A 17,445-nucleotide genomic window follows, 5' to 3' on the forward strand; every position below is an offset into this window, starting at 1 on the left:
CACCATTGCTCTTTATTCTTTGAAATATTTGTCTTAAAAATCTAAGGAAACTCCCATGTCAAACACCTCTGCATTCCCCGCCGCCTCCCTGCTGGGCTACCCTCGCATTGGCCGCCGCCGCGAACTCAAGAAGGCCATCGAGGGCTTCTGGGCGGGAAAGATTGACGCCACCGAGCTGGATACGGCGGCCAAGGAAATTCAGTTGGGCACCGCCCGCCGCCTGGCCGAGCTGGGCCTGAGCGAAGCTGGCGCCATTCCCGGCACCTTCTCTTACTATGATCAGGTCCTGGACGCCATCACCCACATCGGCGCCGTCCCGGCCCGCTTTGGTGAACTGCGCAACGCCAATGGTCAGCTGGACATCAACGCCTACTTCACCCTGGCCCGTGGCACGGTTGAGCAGCAGCCACTGGAAATGACCAAGTGGTTCGACACCAACTACCACTACCTGGTGCCGGAGATCGGCCCGGAGACGACCTTCTCGCTCACCTCAACCCGCGTGGTGGAACAGTTCGAGTACGCTCTGGCCAACGGTTTTGAAACCCGTCCGTACCTGGTTGGCCCGGTTACGTTCTTGCTGTTGAGCAAGGCCAGCGATGAGGCTCCGGCAGACTTCAACCCGCTGTCCCGTCTGGAAGACGTGCTGCCGGTCTATGTTGAACTGCTGAGCCGCCTCGGCGCCGCCGGTGCCAGCTGGGTTCAGTTGGATGAGCCGGCGCTGGTAGCCGATCAGGATGTGCCGCTCGCCGAGATTCAGGCTGCTGTTGCCCGCAGCTACGAGGTGCTCGGCGCAGCAGCTTCCCGCCCGCAGATCCTTGTCTCCACCCCGTTCGGCGCCCTGCAGGAACTGCTGCCCACCCTGGCCGGCGCACCCATCGAGGCTCTGCACATTGACGCCTTCAAGGGGGCCGTGCCCGCAGCTAGCGAACTGGCCCTGCTGGCCGGCAAGACCGTAGTTGCAGGTGTTGTGGATGGTCACAATATCTGGCTCAACGACCTGGCCGAATCCGCTGCCCGGCTGGATACCTTGAAGGCTGCCGGCCTCACGGTCACCGTCTCCACCTCTACCTCCACCCAGCACGTCCCGCATGACGTCACCGAGGAAACCCAGCTGTCGGCGGAACTGCGCAGCTGGTTGGCGTTTGCAGATCAGAAGGTCACCGAAGTGGTGACGCTCGCCGCGCACCTGGCGGACCCGGCGTCGTCCGCTGACGCCATTGCGCATGCATCCGCCATCATTGCCTCCCGCGCCGTGGCCGCAGGTGTCAACCGTCCCGAGGTGCGTGCCCGCTTGGCTGCACTGACCCCGGCCGACTTCAACCGCTCGGCGTATGAGGTGCGTGAGGCGGCGCAGGAAGCGGCGCTGGCACTGCCACCGCTGCCCACTACCACTATCGGTTCCTTCCCTCAGACCGGTGAAATCCGCTCGGCCCGTGCCCGCGCCAACAAGGGTGCCATCAGCTCTGATGAGTACACCACGCTGATGAAGGATGAGATCAAGCGCGTCGTAGAACTCCAGGAAGAGCTGGACTTTGATGTGTTGGTGCACGGCGAGCCCGAGCGCAACGACATGGTCCAGTACTTTGCTGAGAACCTTGAAGGCTTTGACGTGACTGTCCATGGCTGGGTTCAGTCGTACGGCAGCCGCTGCACCCGTCCTTCCATCCTCTGGGGCGATGTGACCCGCGAGAAGGCCATCACGGTTTCCTGGGCCGAATATGCCCAGTCACTGACCAACAAGCCCATGAAGGGCATGCTCACCGGTCCTGTCACCATTCTGGCGTGGAGCTTTGTCCGCGATGATCAGCCCTTGGGCGACACCGCCAACCAGGTGGGTCTGGCGCTCCGTGATGAGATCGCGGATCTGGAAGCCGCCGGTATCAAGATCATCCAGGTGGACGAGCCCGCCCTGCGCGAACTGCTTCCGCTGCGCCGCGCAGACCAGGCCGCCTACCTGGACTGGTCGGTCAACTCCTTCCGCCTTTCCACTGCCGGCGCGGGCGACGCCACCCAGATTCACACCCACCTGTGCTACTCCGAATTTGGGGTCATCATCGACGCCATTGACGGACTGGATGCCGATGTGACCTCCATTGAGGCGGCCCGCTCCCGCATGGACGTTGTCAACGACCTCGAGGCACACGGCTTTGGCCGCGGTGTTGGTCCGGGCGTCTACGACATCCACAGCCCCCGCGTCCCAGGACAGGCTGAGGTCTCCGAACTGCTCGGCACCGCCGTCAAGCACGTCCCGGCCCGCCAGCTCTGGGTCAACCCGGACTGCGGCTTGAAGACCCGCGGCTACGCCGAGACCGAAGAGTCCCTGCGTAACTTGGTCAAGGCCACGAAGGAAGTTCGCGCCCAGCTCGTCTCGCACACGCACTAGCGCCACCAGCCCTACCAGCCCCACCTGCGCCCCTGGCCACTCCACACGGAATGGCTAGGGGCGCTGTGCTGTTGGTACCCAGCACACATTACTGGCGGGTAACGTCAGGGTTCCGGGTAGGGGTAGATTAAAGCCATGAGTGTACAAGAGAGCGTCGCAGCAGCACGGGCAGTCTTCAAGAGCGGAACCACCAAGCCCCTGGCGTGGCGGATACAGCAGTTGCAAGCCATGAACAGCATGCTCGTTGAACGCCGGGACGAGTTCACCGCTGCCTTGGCCGCCGATCTGGGCAAACACCCGGCAGAGTCATGGCTGACCGAGCTTGGCTTCCTCACTTCGGACATCGCTCACACCCTCAAGCACCTCGAAGGCTGGCTGAAACCGCGCAAGGTTCCTGTGCCCCTGGCCCTGGCGCCCGCCCGGGCAAGAACGGTTCTTGAGCCACTCGGCGTCGTGCTGGTCATTGCACCGTGGAATTACCCGATCCAGCTGCTGCTGGCTCCCATGATCGGTGCGCTCGCAGCCGGCAACACTGTGGTGGGCAAGCCCAGCGAGATGGCACCTGCCTGCTCGGCGGCACTGGCCCGCTGGATCCCGGAATACCTCGAGGGCGCAGTGACCATCGTGGAAGGTGGCGTGCCGGAGACCACCATGCTGCTCGAGGAGCACTTCGACCACATCTTCTACACCGGCAATGGCCGCGTGGGACGCATTGTGATGGCCGCCGCCGCCAAGCACCTGACGCCCGTGACGTTGGAACTGGGCGGAAAATCGCCCGTCTACATTGACGAGTCCGTGGACATGATTGCCGCCGCGCGCCGGATCGCCTGGGGTAAGTTCATGAACGCTGGGCAGACCTGTGTGGCCCCGGATTATGTGCTGGGCACCGACGCGGCTTTGGCCAAGCTCGCCAAAGAACTGCCGCTGGCCATCGAGGACCTTTACGGCGCGGAGCCGGCGCACAGCTTGGCCTACGGCAGGATTGTCAATGACGGCGCCTTTGCCCGGATCACCGGACTCTTGGCCCATGATCTTGCGGACGACGCCGGATCGGCTCTTGTCAGTGGGGGGAGCTCGGACGCGGCTACGCGCTACATCGAACCGACCGTGCTCCATGTGGATGCCGCGGCCGAGTTGATGGCGGAGGAGATCTTTGGCCCAGTGCTGCCGTTGCTCACAGTGGGTTCCGCGGCGGAGGCCATTGCCTTCATCAACGAGCGGGACAAGCCGCTTGCGCTGTATGTCTTTAGCAGCGATGAACGCGTGCGGGCGGACTTCATGGAACAAACCTCCTCCGGTGCACTGAACTTCGGAGTCCCCGTGGCGCATCTGTCCATTCCGGGTCTGCCGTTTGGCGGGGTGGGGGAGAGCGGCATGGGAAGCTACCACGGTCAGCTTTCGGTAGAGTCCTTCTCCCACCATAAGGCTGTGCTGGATAAGCCGCTGTCCCCGGACACCCTCTCGCTGATCTACCCGCCGTACGGTGCGGTGAAGAAGCAGATCATCAAGCGTCTTGTGGCACCGGCGAAGAAGGCCAGGAAGTCTTAGAAGTTCCAGAAGTCTCGGTGTCATTTTCAGCACTCGTCTGCACGGACTTCATATGCCCGTAAGCCGAAGCTTGACCGGGCGCCTATCCACGAAGCTCTCCCCAGCCGAATCCACTTTCCGCAACGAAATCCTGCAATTCGCTACGCAAACGGGCCGTGAAGCCGCTGGCGTCTTCGGGCGGATAAAGCCAGAACCCCATTTCCTCGTCAAACACGACGACTCGGAGAAGCAAGTCCTCACTGACGATCGTTGATGGTGTGACCGGCTCGCCCTTCGTCGGCTCGCGCGTCGTCGAAGTATTCATCGAGGAGAACGCCTTCTAGTGCAGGGGAAGGCGTTGCGGGGCGGCGCGTTTTCTTGACGTCAGGCGACAAGCGGTCCCGATACGGTTTCGCTATTCGCCCCCAGCATCCTCATCGTTCGCAGCTTCCTCTATCCAATCAATTGCCTGATCCGAGAGCAAAAAATCCTCTGCACAATTGTCCGCAACCCATGATGCTTCTGCCGTGGGGTACCCCGCCACGGCCGTGATCTGATCCAGAATGCTTGGCGGCACAACGTCTCCGTTATTGTCGATCAACCATTGCCGTGTCGAAGATTTCAGAAGTGGCCACCAGTTCTCAATGTTCATGGCCTCATTCTGACAGCAGAGGGTCCGGTGGGGGAACCAGCAGGAGTGCTTTTCTGCCTCAAGTAGCTGCACAGTCCCTCAAGAGTGCTGTCCGGAAAGGCTTCTGCAGCGTCCCGTTAGGGGGTCGGCTTGCGGAGCTCAATTTCTCAGCCCCTGGGTAGGGCCATGCCATCACTTTCGCAAACGTGGGGACACTCGGTAACCAGAACGCGAGCGGCTGTTAGTCGATAGATGCGTCTCGCAGCGCCTCGCCGGACGGGTATACACACGACTGTTGAGATTGCCGAACTCTTCGGCGTAGCCCGTGCAGGTCACTTCTGGAAATGACACTCAGCTGTTTCTGCCGGCAGGAAGGTTCTAGGACTCCTTTAAGTTCCTGTGCCCGTTACTGTTTGAGGTCCACATGGCTGGTGCCAGTCACCTCGGCGAGGATGCCGGCCAGCTTGTCCACAAACAGCTCCACCCGGGCCGTGCGGCTGTCATTGATGAGCAGGGCAAAGATGTTCCGGGCCAGCCGGATCTCCGGAACATCCAGGACCACCACGTTTTCGGCCCGCCCTTGCAAGGCCAGCTCGGGCACCAGGGCCGCACCCAGCCCCACGCCAGCTAGCTGCAGGCTGGCGTTGAAATCATCACTGTAAACAGCCACGCGCGGATGCAGATTACAGCTGGCAAACAGCCGCTCGATCACCGCAGCATCGCTGGTCCCCGGGTGATGCATGATCCACGGCATGTCAGAAAGTTGAGCGGCCTCCATGACCGATCCGGGCTGGATACCCCACGACTTGGGCAGCACCACCCTGAAGTTATCGTCGCCGATCCACTGCCGGTTGAGGCTGTGCGGCCACGCCAGCCCAGATTGCCCCACTTGATACACCAACGCAACATCAAGTTCGCCGTCCGTCCGCAAACCGCCAATGGTCTGCTGCGGCTCGCCAACCGAAACATGCAAGTTGATCCCCAGCTCCGGCCATTGCGGGCTGGCCAGCAGCCGTGGCAACACATGGGTAGCCAATGAAGGGAAGATGCCCAGCCGCAGGTCCTGACCCGTGCCCGCCTCGGTCCTGGCGCTCGCAGCCAGCAGGGCATCAATGTCCGTCAGTACCTTGGTTGCGTGCCGCACCATGACCAGGGCGGCATCCGTTGGCTGCACACTGCGGGCGGTGCGTTGGAAAAGTTGCACCCCACTGTCGCGCTCCAAGGTGGCCATCTGCTGTGAAACGGCCGACGCCGTGTACCCCAGTCGTGTGGCCGCGGCGGCAAAGGAACCGCGGCGGACAACTTCGAGCAAGGTCCGCAGGTGCAGCGGGTTGATCACAGGGGGAGCCTCTTTCTGACGGACAGGCGTTTTTCTTGAAAGCTATATGGGGAGTCGTGGACAGCTATAGGGAAAGCATAGACGGGCAGCTTCCGAGTCGCAGACGCAGGCGCTGGTCACGCGATGGCCAGCTGGTGACGGGTGGTTGCAGGTGGAGCTGGCTGCCAGGTTGGTCGCTCATCTGACGCCCTATACCAGCCGACTCACGCTGCCCCGCCCAACGGGGGTCAAACACTAGCGGCGACACGCCGCAAAACTAGACACGCCGCACATTAATTTGTGGCTAAGTAGTCCACAGCCTGTGGACAGCTCGCCTTAAACCTTGAGTTCTGGCGCATTTAGATTCCACAGCCTGTGGATGAAGGGTGCATAAAATGACAAAGGTGTAATACATCATGTTGGGGTCTTTCGCGGGGGCATGCACAAGATGTAGTATTGAATCATCGAATACAGCAGTTTGGGCTGATGCTCAAAAACACTGGCCAGGCCGTAGCGGAAGCTGTTAGGCCCCATAGGCGATGAGCGGGCCCTACGGGGCATGAACGCTAAATTTTAAGAACAGTTTTATGAAAAAAGGGAACTCGATCATGACCGTTACGGTTTACACCAAACCTGCATGTGTCCAGTGCAATGCCACCTACCGCGCCTTGGATAAAAAGGGCATCACCTACAAGAGCGTGGACATCTCCACCGATCCGGAAGCGCTCGAGCATGTGCTCAGCCTGGGTTACCAGCAGGCACCTGTTGTGATCACCGATGCTGATCACTGGTCAGGCTTCCGCCCGGACAAGATCGCCGAACTGGCTGCCGCCGTCAAAAGCGATGCTGTCATGGAAAGCGTCAGCGTAGCTTAAGTGATCCTGCGGGCCTGGTGCCTGCGGAGTCAACATCAGTTCCCGTGTGCACCACGCACACACGTGGTGGCTGGTCAGTAAAACGGCCAGCCCCACAACCGCACGTAAGTAGTTGAAAGCGAAGGCCATGTCAGCCGTTGCAGCAGAAGCCGCAGTAGGTGAGATAACTTCTCGAACCACCAGCAGCCGGCTGATCTATTTTTCCTCAGCCTCTGACAACACCCACCGTTTCATGATGAAACTGGGAGGTGACGTGGCCCGATTGCCAATTTTTACCTACGAAGAAACCCTCCTGGCCCAAGAGCCATTTGTCTTGGTCCTGCCCACCTATGGTGGGGAGAATCGGCTGGGGGCAGTACCAAAGCAAGTCATCAAGTTCCTCAATGTGGAACAAAACCGGAAGTTGATCCGCGGCGTCATCGGCGCGGGAAACACCAACTTCGGGGAAACGTATTGCCTCGCCGGGGACATCGTCGCCGAGAAGTGCCACGTACAGCATTTATACCGTTTTGAACTCATGGGCACATCTGAGGATGTCGACCGGGTTCGCGAAGGATTGGAAGAATTTTGGACACGATTGTCTCAGACCAAGAAGTTGCTGTGAAGGCATCAAAGGAGATGCCCGCGGCATGGGAGGGCATGAGCTACCACGAGCTCAACGCCATGCTCAACCTGTATAACTCCAAGGGTGAAATCCAGTTCGACGCGGACAAAGCCGCTGCCCGCCAGTACTTCCTGCAGCACGTGAACAACAACACCGTGTTCTTCCACGACCTGGAAGAAAAGCTCGAATACCTGGTGAAGAACGAGTACTACGAGCGCGAGACGCTGGACCAGTACTCCATGAACTTCATCCGCGGACTGTTCCAGCAGGCCTACAAGAAGAAGTTCCGCTTCGAGACTTTCCTTGGCGCCTTCAAGTTCTACACGTCCTACACGCTGAAGACTTTTGACGGCAACCGCTTCCTGGAGCGCTACGAGGACCGTGTGTGCATGGTCGCCCTGCACCTGGCCCGTGGCAACGAAGAACTGGCCTTGAAGATTGTCGATGAAATCATCGACGGCCGCTTCCAGCCCGCCACCCCCACCTTCTTGAACGCCGGCAAGGCACAGCGCGGCGAGCTCGTCTCCTGCTTCCTGCTGCGTATCGAAGACAACATGGAGTCCATTGGCCGCTCCATCAACTCCGCCCTGCAGCTATCCAAGCGCGGCGGTGGCGTGGCCTTCGCACTGACCAACATCCGCGAGGTTGGCGCGCCGATCAAGCAGATCGAGAACCAGTCCTCCGGCGTCATCCCCGTGATGAAGCTTCTTGAAGACAGCTTCTCCTACGCTAACCAGCTCGGTGCCCGCCAGGGTGCAGGAGCTGTGTACCTGCACGCTCACCACCCCGACATCAACCGCTTCTTGGACACCAAGCGCGAGAACGCTGATGAAAAGGTTCGCATCAAGACCCTTTCCTTGGGCGTTGTCATCCCGGATATCACCTTTGAGCTGGCCAAGCGCGATGAGGACATGTACTTGTTCTCCCCGTACGACGTCGAAAAGGTCTACGGCGTGCCGTTCTCCGACATTTCGGTCACCGAGAAGTACTACGAAATGGTGGACGACTCCCGGATCAAGAAGACCAAGATCAAGGCGCGTGAGTTCTTCCAGACCCTCGCCGAGATCCAGTTCGAGTCCGGCTACCCGTACATCATGTTTGAAGACACGGTGAACCGCGAAAACCCCATCGAGGGCAAGATCATCATGAGCAACCTGTGCTCGGAGATCCTGCAGGTTTCAGCGCCCACCACGTACAACGATGACCTCTCGTACAACGAGATTGGCAAGGACATCTCCTGCAACCTGGGCTCGCTGAACATTGCCAAGGCCATGGATTCCCCCAACCTAGGCAACACCATTGAGACGGCCATCCGAGCGCTTTCCGCGGTATCGGACATGTCCAACATCACCAGCGTTCCCTCCATTGCCAAGGGCAACGACGATTCGCACGCCATTGGTCTGGGCCAGATGAACCTGCACGGCTACCTTGCCCGTGAGCGCGTCCACTATGGTTCCGAAGAGGGCCTGGACTTCACCAACATCTACTTCTACACGGTGGTGTACCACGCAATCCGGGCCTCCAACCTGTTGGCGATCGAAACCGCCAGCACGTTTGCCGGCTTCGAGAACTCCACCTACGCCAGCGGTGTGTTCTTCGACAAGTACACCGACGGCGAGTGGGTTCCGCAGACCGCCAAGGTAGTTGAGCTGTTCGACGGCGTCCACATTCCTACCCAGGAAGACTGGCGTGCGCTGAAGGCCTCCGTCATGGAGCACGGCATCTACAACCAGAACCTGCAGGCCGTCCCGCCCACAGGATCCATCAGCTACATCAACAACTCCACCTCCTCGATCCACCCGATCGCCTCCATGATTGAGATCCGGAAGGAAGGCAAGCTGGGACGCGTTTACTACCCGGCCCCCTACCTGAGCAACGACAACCTTGAGTACTACAAGGATGCGTACGAGATCGGCTTCGAGAAGGTCATCGACACCTACGCCGCCGCCACGCAGCACGTGGACCAGGGCCTGTCCCTGACACTGTTCTTCAAGGACACCGCCACCACGCGTGACATCAACAAGGCGCAGATTTACGCCTGGCGCAAGGGCATCAAGACCATCTACTACATCCGCCTTCGCCAGCTCGCGCTGGAAGGGACGGAAGTTGAAAACTGTGTCTCCTGCCAACTGTAGTAGGCGTTGTATCAAGCTAACCTCTAATTATTAGGTTATTTTGACCGAAACTGAAGAGCGCGACGACGGGGGAGTCCCCGCCGTCGTGCCTTTGGCTTAAGATTGACAAGGCCTGCGCGGCCACCAAGATTTTTACAAGGAGAGAAGCAGCGATGACACCGGACAAGCTGAAGTTGGCGGGCCACGTGAAGGCCATCAACTGGAACCGCATCGAGGACGACAAGGACGTTGAAGTCTGGAACCGCCTGTGCAACAACTTTTGGCTGCCGGAGAAGGTGCCGCTGTCCAACGACGTCCAGTCCTGGGCTACATTGACGCCGGAAGAGCAGCTGCTCACCATGCGTGTGTTCACCGGCCTGACCTTGCTGGACACCCTGCAGGGTACGGTGGGCGCCGTCTCGCTGATCCCTGACGCCATCACCCAGCATGAGGAAGCCGTCTACACGAACATTGCGTTCATGGAATCGGTGCACGCCAAGAGCTACTCCTCGATCTTCTCCACGCTGGCCTCCACGAAGGAAATCGACGAGGCTTTCCGCTGGTCGGTGGAGAACGTGAACCTGCAGAAGAAGGCTCAGATCATTGAGTCCTACTACTACGGTGACGATCCGCTCAAGCGCAAGATTGCCTCCACGCTGCTGGAGTCCTTCCTGTTCTACTCGGGCTTTTACCTGCCCATGTACTGGTCCTCACGTGCCAAGCTGACAAACACCGCTGACTTGATCCGTTTGATTATTCGCGATGAGGCCGTGCACGGCTACTACATCGGCTACAAGTACCAGAAGGGCTTGGAAAAGGTCTCCGAGGAGCGCCGTGAAGAGCTGAAGGCCTGGACCTTCGAGCTGATGTTTGAACTCTACGAAAACGAAGTTCAGTACACGCACGATCTGTACGACGCTGTTGGCCTGGCCGAGGACGTCAAGAAGTTCCTGCACTACAACGCCAATAAGGCGCTCATGAACCTGGGCTATGAGGCCATGTTCCCGGCCGCTGTGACCGATGTAAGTCCGGCCATCCTGTCGGCGCTCTCACCGAACTCGGATGAGAACCACGACTTCTTCTCCGGTTCGGGTTCCTCTTACGTCATCGGCAAGGCTGTAAATACCGAAGATGACGACTGGGACTTCTAGCCCTTAGTTGTCACGGAGGCCTGTCGCCGAAGTAACAGTGCGAAAAGTGTGCGCGCAAGCCGATCCGCAAGGATCAGCTTGCGCGCATCTTTTTTCTGCCAGAAGCCAGCCGGAACCCTCCTTGTTCCCAGTAACAATACGACGCGCGCTAATTTGCCCATATGATGGACAAACTAACGTAGAAGGGTGATACTTCACTTATGCTGATGTATCAACCAAGAGGGGAATGGCTATTATGAGCGAGTCGAATCAGTTGGGGAAACCAACGGGAGCCTTCATCGGGGCCTCCTGGATTGCTTTAGGGCTGGGTATGGGGGTCTACTTCATCGGCCTCTGGAATGCCAAGATGGAACTCAATGAAAAGGGTTTCTATCTCGCCGTGTTCCTGTTTGGGCTCTTCGCGGCCGTGTCATTGCAGAAGGCCGTGCGAGACAAGGCAGAAGACATTCCCGTGACCTCCATCTATCTGGGGATCGCCTGGTTTGCACTGCTGGCGTCGCTGCTCTTGCTGGCGATTGGTCTGTGGAACGCGCAGCTGCTGCTGTCCGAGAAGGGCTTCTATGGCATTGGGTTCGCCATGAGTTTGTTTGCTGTCGTGGCGGTGCAGAAGAACATCAGGGATCTCGCAGCGCACCGGGCCATCTATCCTGATCAGCATGTGCGGCCCACGTTCCTGGACAAGCCTGAGTTCTAAAGAGTCACTCTTCGTCTCACTCGACCCGCCGGTGCCGCAGAATGTTGAACCGGCGGGTCCTCATCCCGAAACACTGCAACGCAGCACTGGACCCTTCAGCTCAAACGCAGGTTCAAGGTCAACATTGGGTCATCCATGAAGGCATCGAACTCTGCGAGTGTTGTGAAGACCGGTTTGCCGCCGTAGTGAACTGAGAGATGTCCTAGCTGATTTAGGAGGACATCGGGGTTGGATGATCCCAGAGTCTGGGAAATGGCTGCCAGCTGGGGGAGTATGAACTGGTTGAACGCGGTATCGCTGCCCTTTGCTTGCTCCTCAATCGAGGAAAGTTCAGCCGCCGAGTCGCGTTCGATCTGCTCAACACAGACCAGAAGCTGTTCATATCCTGCGTCCCATTGTTTCGATTCGTCACGGGCGATCAAGGCCATTTGAATTCCCTGGATGAGCATAGCGGCGCCGTACTGGCCCACCATGCTGCCAATCATAGAGCCCAACAGCGGAACGGGAATCAGAACTTGGCCCATCGCGCCGAAGGCCCAGATCATGGTTGTTCTCGTCATGGATTCGGCTGCGGCGGAAGCCGCATCAAGTGTTGAGAGCCGACCGGTAGCGGTGCCATGGGCAAGGGCGGCGATCTCGACGGTGCACTGGGCCATGGCAGCAGAAAGTGTCCCTCCGATGATGGAGCTCATGGCTGGCGCGACTCCATTGGCCAAAGCGTGTTGGGACGCAATCGAGATGCTCTGCCCCAGCACCGCCTTAGCGGCTGAACTAACGCTGCCTGAAGCAGCCCGACGAGCAGCTTCCGCCCACGGCAGCTCCGAAACCGAACGTTCACGGATTGCCGCCGAAGCGAGCACGCTGCCGCCGTCAACAATGCCACCCACCATGGCAGCAACAAATGTGGCACCTGCCAACTGCTGTGCCTGGGCTGCCTGTATCCGTTTACGCAGATACTTGTCGGGATCCTCAGCTGCGGACTTGAGTTCGGCTAACGTCACTCTGCGGGATTCGATGCTGCCACCGGATACACGGTCGTCGAGGTTCTCTTTTACGCCGCGGTATCTGTGGTGAATGGGCCCCTCTGGCATGGCTAAGCGAGAGTTGAGCAGGGACTGGGTCCCCTCCAAATGATCCGTTGGCACCAAAAGGCCCATGCCTGCGTATTTCTCGGCAGCCAGACCCTTTGTTGTAGACAGCCGAGTCGAGGTACTGCTGACAACTTTGGCCTGAAATTCTCCCACCGTACGTCCTGCGGTATCGAAGAGCCGGAGGTCCGCAGGGTCATGCGGAGCCCCCATGCGCTCGGTCATCTTCAGTCGGATATCGGCGTTGCTGGCGACAGCGTTCAGATTGAAGCTGAGTTCATGAAGCCATTCAAAGACATGGCCTTGTCGTTGCCCATCACCCACGTTGGCGAATCTGCGGGCCATGGTCGCGGCCCATTCGCGATCGGCTAGCAGCAGGGAGAGCTGACCGCGGGCCGAGACTGTCACCATGCCTGTGGCTTCCCACATAGCGGCGCGGGCACCGGAAACACTTAGGATGCTAGTCTGCGGGCTTTCCGGAGTCTCCGGGTTTTTCGCATCAGGGCCATCGGCCGGCTGGGGATTCATCCCGCGAGCCGATTCGCCAGCAGTGTTGCAGCCTTGAGAGAGTCATGTGAAAGAGCAGTGACTCGGCCGTCTTGATCCAACAATGGACACGCGATGACTGCGGCGATCGTCGTGGCAAGGCCTGCTTGTTCGGCGACCAGAGAACGTTCAGCTGGAGTGTATGCGGCGTAGTTTTCGGAACGATCGAGTAGATCTACGAACGTTTGTAATTGCTCCACGCCCAAATGCGTGAGCGTGTTGAGGACCGCCGCCGTATTGTCCACATGCTTGGCTGCATGAACGACCTTGGCAGTCTGGATATCCACGTCCCATTCGGAATCATCTAGTTGGGCTTTGATTTCCATTTGTTCCCGGTACGATTTCTTGCCTTTTATGTGGATGTAACTCAGAAACGCAATGGCTACCGGCGCCGCAATAATCCCACCCAAAACTAGAGTTCCTGCTGCCATGCCACCACCGCCTGCGGCAAGTGATCCTCCGCCGAGCCACGCCAAGGTTGCGCTGGAAGCTGCAGCACCACTGAGCGTACTGATAGCTGTTCCGGTGGAGGCCGTCGCGAATGCGGCTACCCCGGCCAAGCTGGCGCCGCCGGCTGCAATTCCAGCCACGCCGCCACCCAGAGTACTTGACAGGGCGCCCAGTGCTTTGATTCCCGTTGCCTTTAACTCGATATCCAGCCCCAACAGCTCCGGAACCGCGGCTACTGTTGGCAGTTCGTCCAGGGTGACATTCTTTAGTCGGGCGAAAAGTGTGGCGAAGGGTCCCAAGAAGTCATCGAAGGCCCGAGTGAGGGCTAGATCGATAACGCCTTGGACGCTGCCCCCGGTCTCAGTAAGTTCTTGGACCTTGCCATTGACGCGCTCCCACGTCGCCCGATTCTTCCGAGCCAACTTCTGCGCATCCAAGATTGGCGCGAATTGCACCTTAGGCCTCCGTTTCCCCGGCCCTGACTAGTAGCCCAAGGCTCAGTTCAGAGGCAACGGAGTTGTTCTATTGTGCCGACGTTCATGACTTTACTGTCAAGCGGGTCATATTTGTCGCACGTTTTGTAATCTCAACGGAAGTGATCCTCACTTGTTGATAGCGTTGAAGCCATGGATGAGGACAGCACAGTAGTAGCGCAGAATCTCACGGAGGCCCGGTTTGTTGAAGACGCCGCCGCTAAGGTGCGCCCCGGCCACTTGGGTAGCAGCCGCAATTCCGGCGACGCCTGGGTTGAAGGAGACGCCGGCAAGTTCTGGGGAACGTTTGGCTCCGCTGGGCTTCTAGTGTTCGACGCCGCACGTGGAGTCTTGCTGCAACACCGGGCCATCTGGTCTCACCATGGCGGTACGTGGGGCCTTCCCGGGGGAGCCCTCCATAAGGGTGAAAGTGCAGTGGACGGCGCGCTACGCGAATCGTGGGAAGAAGCAGGGGTACCGCGCGAGAGCGTGGAGCTGCTGTTTACCTCGGTATACGACGTGGGCTACTGGCGTTACACCACCGTGGTGGTTAACGCCGTGGTCCCGTTTCAGGCCGTCATCAGTGATCCCGAGAGCCTTGCCTTGGAATGGGTCGAACCGAGCGAGGTTGCCCAACGCCCGCTGCACCCGGGTTTCGGTAAGGCATGGCCGGAGCTACGCGCACGGTTGGCTGAACTTACCTGAGAGTGACGCGGCTGAGCCGGCCGCGCCGCACGGTCTTGCTCACGGCCTGGACCAGCACAGCGATGGCGGCCGCTATGGCGAGCGGCACCAAGGTACTGAGGGTGGGGTGGAGCGTGTTGAGGAAAACCTCGGCACCCAACTGTGCCATTGCGGCTGGCTGGTAGGCGAGGACTCGTGTTCCGCCTCCCACACTGATGGCAGTGAAGAGCGCGGGTGCTACCCACAGCATGAGGATGCCGAACACCGCGGCGAGCACCCGTCCCACGGATTTCAGGCCTGCGATCCCCACCGCAACGCCGAGAATAACCGCCGGTGACCAGCGGACCAGGGTTAGCGCCACAGCGGACGGGGTAGTCAGCGAGCCGATGGGGAAGAGCAGCCCCTCCAGCCAGAGTCCACAACAAACCGCAGCAATGCTGCTTGCTGCAACGGCACCCGGAGCCGGGGCCTTCGCCATGAGCACCAAGACCAGTAGGCCGATCAAAATCGAGGCAATTGTCCCGCACAGCAATGCCGTGAGGTAAAGCTCCGCGGCCGAGTTGCGCAGGAGCCCGTCGCCAACGGTATTGGCAGTCTGGAGGGTGGCCGTGAGCTGGACACCGACCGTCCCCATCGCCACGGCCGTGAGCGCGAATCGGGGATGGCGGGGCTTGCTCAGACGGCAGATGATGCCGGCGATGGCCGAACCAGTCACCAGCACCCCGACGATCAGCGTGAGTAGATACTGACTGAAGGGCAGCAGCACCAGCGGCATATCGTCCGGCAGGGTGGCGCTCGCCCAGAGATTCTGTAGCGGCAGGCGCATTCCGGTCAAGATCCACGGCAGCAGGCCAATCGTTGCCGAAGCCACCCCCAGGATGAAATAAGGGACTAGTGCCCTCGCCGTTGCCGGAACTGAATGCGTTTCCATGGAACCCCCAGATTTGCCATGTTGAAAAGTGCGGCAAGCCCCGGAGTCCGAGACCTGCCGTTCCATCGTAACGGCCCGGCCGCATCGACAACCCGTTCCTGTCCAACCGCAACGGCGCTACCCTAGCCCCAGAATCTCCATGGTGCGTTCGCGCATGTCCATCTTGCGCACCTTGCCGGTGACTGTCATGGGGAATTCGTTGACCACCAGGACATAGCGCGGGATTTTGTGCCGGGAGAGGTGGCCGTCGCAGTAGGCGGCAATGGCCGCCTGATCCAACGGTGTGGCGCCGGGCTTCATGAGGAGCCAGGCGCACAGTTCCTCGCCGTAGCGATCATCGGGCACCCCGATCACCTGCACATCGGCAATGTCGGGGTGTTTATACAAGAACTCTTCGATCTCTCGCGGGTACAGATTTTCGCCGCCACGGATCACCATGTCCTTGATGCGCCCCACAATGTTGACGTAGCCGTCGGGATACATCACGGCAAGGTCGCCGGTGTGCATCCACCGTTCCGGATCAATCGCGGCGGCCGTCTTCTCCGGATCGTTCCAGTAACCCAGCATCACCGAATAGCCGCGCGTGCAGAACTCGCCCGGAGTCCCGCGCGGAACCTTCTCACCCGTGGCGGGATCCACGATTTTGACCTCAAGGTGAGGGTGTACCCGGCCTACGGTCTCGGTCCGGTGGGCCACGTCGTCGTCCATGAGAGTCTGCATCGATACCGGCGATGTCTCCGTCATGCCGTAGGCGATCGAGACGCCCTCCATGTGCATCTCGGTCATGCAGCGCTTCATAACTTCCACCGGGCAGGGCGAGCCGGCCATGATGCCGGTGCGCAGTGTGGAGAGATCGTAGCTGGTGAAATTGGGCAGGTTTTGCTCGGCGATGAACATGGTGGGCACCCCGTAAAGGGCGGTGCAGCGCTCCTCCTGCACGGCGAGCAGCGTGGCGGCCGGATCGAAGGCCGCTGCCGGAATGATGATGGCGGCACCGTGCGTGGTGGCACCCAAATTGCCCATAACCATACCGAAGCAGTGGTAGAACGGCACCGGAATACACAGTCTGTCGTGCTCCGTGAAGCCGATGGTTTCGGTGACGAAAAAGCCGTTGTTCAGGATGTTCCGGTGGCTCAGCGTGGCGCCCTTGGGGTAGCCGGTGGTGCCGGAGGTGTATTGAATATTGATGGGGTCGCTAGGCTCAAGGGCCGCTATGGCACGTTCGACGGCGTCCGCTGGCACCGCTTCTCCGCCCGCCACGAGCGCATCCCAGGACGGGGTGCCAACGTAGATGGCAGCCTTCAAATCGGGGCATTCCGGCCCGACTTGCTCCACCATGGACTGATAATCGGTTCCCTTGAATTCGGGCAGGGCCACAATCATGGCCATGCCCGATTGCTGGACGGCGTATCTCAACTCGTGGACCCGATAGGCCGGGTTGACGTTGACGAGGATGGCACCAATCTTGGCAGTTGCGTACTGCAGCAGCACCCACTCGGGTACGTTGGGCGCCCAGATGCCTACGCGATCTCCCTTGGCCAGACCGGCGGCGAGGAGGCCGCGGGCCAGTGCATCGACGTCGTGGTTTAGTGCTGCGTAGCTCCAACGGCGGCCGGAGGGCATATCGATCAGGGCGTCCCGGTCTGGAAATTGCAGCGCGATTTTCTGGAAATTGGCGCCAATAGTTTCCTCAAGCAGATCTGTGGTGGAGGGGCCGGACGTCTGGGAGTCATGAACATCTGTGGTCATGTGATGATGCTAGTACGGCTTCGGGTTAATGTGCACTAACTCACATAGTGTTTTTTGTCGGGGTGAATTTCAGGGATAGCGATGTTCACAAACGCCGAACACCAAGCCAGCTGGGCTGGCGCCCGCGATGCCGCGGATGTCCTTTGTCATCCGAGAGGTGAGTGGCTTAGTCACTTGGCGGTCGATAAGATAAGGTAAGACTAATAGCGCAGGTTTCTGTGGCTATA

The 17,445-nt window shown here is 59.6% G+C and carries 15 protein-coding genes; 8 read left to right on the forward strand and 7 right to left on the reverse strand.

What is annotated here, in order from left to right; genetic code table 11:
* The first annotated feature begins 55 nt into the window (after positions 1–55).
* Both metE and AS189_RS10130 read left to right on the forward strand, forming a co-directional pair.
* Positions 56–2,383, forward strand: a complete 2,328-nt coding sequence (metE, locus tag AS189_RS10125) for a 5-methyltetrahydropteroyltriglutamate--homocysteine S-methyltransferase (RefSeq protein WP_062288277.1) — start codon at positions 56–58, stop codon at positions 2,381–2,383.
* A gap of 135 nt (positions 2,384–2,518) precedes the next feature.
* Positions 2,519–3,931, forward strand: a complete 1,413-nt coding sequence (locus tag AS189_RS10130) for an aldehyde dehydrogenase family protein (RefSeq protein WP_062288280.1) — start codon at positions 2,519–2,521, stop codon at positions 3,929–3,931.
* 82 nt (positions 3,932–4,013) lie between these two features.
* Here the strand turns inward: AS189_RS10130 and AS189_RS10135 are convergent, their stop codons facing one another.
* From AS189_RS10135 to AS189_RS10145, 3 genes are all read right to left on the reverse strand, one after another.
* Positions 4,014–4,235, reverse strand: coding sequence for a hypothetical protein (locus AS189_RS10135; RefSeq protein ID WP_062288283.1), 222 nt, complete (start codon positions 4,233–4,235; stop codon positions 4,014–4,016).
* Positions 4,236–4,325: 90 nt separating this feature from the next.
* Positions 4,326–4,562, reverse strand: a complete 237-nt coding sequence (locus AS189_RS10140; protein ID WP_062288287.1) for a hypothetical protein — start codon at positions 4,560–4,562, stop codon at positions 4,326–4,328.
* 385 nt (positions 4,563–4,947) lie between these two features.
* Positions 4,948–5,880, reverse strand: coding sequence for a LysR family transcriptional regulator (locus AS189_RS10145; protein WP_062288290.1), 933 nt, complete (start codon positions 5,878–5,880; stop codon positions 4,948–4,950).
* A gap of 587 nt (positions 5,881–6,467) precedes the next feature.
* Here AS189_RS10145 and nrdH point away from each other — a divergent pair.
* The 5 genes from nrdH to yiaA all read left to right on the forward strand — a co-directional run bounded on the left by nrdH (position 6,468) and on the right by yiaA (position 11,297).
* Positions 6,468–6,734 carry a glutaredoxin-like protein NrdH gene (gene nrdH / locus AS189_RS10150; RefSeq protein WP_062288293.1) on the forward strand — a complete coding sequence of 89 codons (267 nt, stop codon included), beginning with the start codon at positions 6,468–6,470 and terminating at the stop codon, positions 6,732–6,734.
* A gap of 127 nt (positions 6,735–6,861) precedes the next feature.
* Complete coding sequence (nrdI, locus tag AS189_RS10155; protein WP_062288296.1) at positions 6,862–7,338, forward strand: class Ib ribonucleoside-diphosphate reductase assembly flavoprotein NrdI; 477 nt, start codon at positions 6,862–6,864, stop codon at positions 7,336–7,338.
* Positions 7,339–7,352: 14 nt separating this feature from the next.
* Positions 7,353–9,473, forward strand: coding sequence for a class 1b ribonucleoside-diphosphate reductase subunit alpha (gene nrdE, locus AS189_RS10160; protein ID WP_062293384.1), 2,121 nt, complete (start codon positions 7,353–7,355; stop codon positions 9,471–9,473).
* A gap of 152 nt (positions 9,474–9,625) precedes the next feature.
* Positions 9,626–10,603, forward strand: coding sequence for a class 1b ribonucleoside-diphosphate reductase subunit beta (nrdF, locus tag AS189_RS10165; RefSeq protein WP_062288299.1), 978 nt, complete (start codon positions 9,626–9,628; stop codon positions 10,601–10,603).
* Between the two features lie 235 nt (positions 10,604–10,838).
* Entirely contained in the window at positions 10,839–11,297 is a 459-nt protein-coding gene (yiaA, locus tag AS189_RS10170) for an inner membrane protein YiaA (RefSeq protein WP_237759813.1), read from the forward strand.
* Positions 11,298–11,392: 95 nt separating this feature from the next.
* Here yiaA and AS189_RS10175 read toward each other — a convergent pair whose 3' ends face one another.
* Complete coding sequence (locus AS189_RS10175) at positions 11,393–12,913, reverse strand: hypothetical protein (protein ID WP_062288304.1); 1,521 nt, start codon at positions 12,911–12,913, stop codon at positions 11,393–11,395.
* Positions 12,910–13,836: a hypothetical protein gene (locus AS189_RS10180; RefSeq protein ID WP_062288307.1), complete on the reverse strand. Its 927-nt coding sequence runs from the start codon at positions 13,834–13,836 to the stop codon at positions 12,910–12,912. The genes AS189_RS10175 and AS189_RS10180 overlap by 4 nt, the downstream gene beginning before the upstream one ends.
* 171 nt (positions 13,837–14,007) lie before the next feature.
* Here AS189_RS10180 and AS189_RS10185 point away from each other — a divergent pair, with 171 nt between their 5' ends.
* Positions 14,008–14,559, forward strand: a complete 552-nt coding sequence (locus AS189_RS10185; RefSeq protein ID WP_082634213.1) for an NUDIX domain-containing protein — start codon at positions 14,008–14,010, stop codon at positions 14,557–14,559.
* On the opposite strand, the gene AS189_RS10190 is transcribed toward AS189_RS10185, so the two are convergent.
* Positions 14,552–15,469 carry a hypothetical protein gene (locus AS189_RS10190; RefSeq protein ID WP_129587237.1) on the reverse strand — a complete coding sequence of 306 codons (918 nt, stop codon included), beginning with the start codon at positions 15,467–15,469 and terminating at the stop codon, positions 14,552–14,554. The genes AS189_RS10185 and AS189_RS10190 overlap by 8 nt on opposite strands.
* 117 nt (positions 15,470–15,586) lie before the next feature.
* Positions 15,587–17,218 carry an AMP-binding protein gene (locus tag AS189_RS10195; protein WP_062288313.1) on the reverse strand — a complete coding sequence of 544 codons (1,632 nt, stop codon included), beginning with the start codon at positions 17,216–17,218 and terminating at the stop codon, positions 15,587–15,589.
* Between the last annotated feature and the right edge of the window lie 227 nt (positions 17,219–17,445).

It is taken from the genome of Arthrobacter alpinus (assembly GCF_001445575.1).
GTDB lineage: Bacteria > Actinomycetota > Actinomycetes > Actinomycetales > Micrococcaceae > Specibacter > Specibacter alpinus_C.

Excerpts from the sequence above, each read along its gene's own strand:
- metE (WP_062288277.1), top strand. The coding sequence starts at position 56 with ATGTCAAACACCTCTGCATTCCCCGCCGCCTCCCTGCTGGGCTACCCT.
- AS189_RS10130 (WP_062288280.1), top strand. The coding sequence starts at position 2,519 with ATGAGTGTACAAGAGAGCGTCGCAGCAGCACGGGCAGTCTTCAAGAGC.
- AS189_RS10135 (WP_062288283.1), bottom strand. The coding sequence starts at position 4,235 with ATGAATACTTCGACGACGCGCGAGCCGACGAAGGGCGAGCCGGTCACA.
- AS189_RS10140 (WP_062288287.1), bottom strand. The coding sequence starts at position 4,562 with ATGAACATTGAGAACTGGTGGCCACTTCTGAAATCTTCGACACGGCAA.
- nrdH (WP_062288293.1), top strand. The coding sequence starts at position 6,468 with ATGACCGTTACGGTTTACACCAAACCTGCATGTGTCCAGTGCAATGCC.
- nrdI (WP_062288296.1), top strand. The coding sequence starts at position 6,862 with ATGTCAGCCGTTGCAGCAGAAGCCGCAGTAGGTGAGATAACTTCTCGA.
- nrdE (WP_062293384.1), top strand. The coding sequence starts at position 7,353 with ATGCCCGCGGCATGGGAGGGCATGAGCTACCACGAGCTCAACGCCATG.
- nrdF (WP_062288299.1), top strand. The coding sequence starts at position 9,626 with ATGACACCGGACAAGCTGAAGTTGGCGGGCCACGTGAAGGCCATCAAC.
- yiaA (WP_237759813.1), top strand. The coding sequence starts at position 10,839 with ATGAGCGAGTCGAATCAGTTGGGGAAACCAACGGGAGCCTTCATCGGG.
- AS189_RS10175 (WP_062288304.1), bottom strand. The coding sequence starts at position 12,913 with ATGAATCCCCAGCCGGCCGATGGCCCTGATGCGAAAAACCCGGAGACT.
- AS189_RS10185 (WP_082634213.1), top strand. The coding sequence starts at position 14,008 with ATGGATGAGGACAGCACAGTAGTAGCGCAGAATCTCACGGAGGCCCGG.
- AS189_RS10190 (WP_129587237.1), bottom strand. The coding sequence starts at position 15,469 with ATGGAAACGCATTCAGTTCCGGCAACGGCGAGGGCACTAGTCCCTTAT.
- AS189_RS10195 (WP_062288313.1), bottom strand. The coding sequence starts at position 17,218 with ATGACCACAGATGTTCATGACTCCCAGACGTCCGGCCCCTCCACCACA.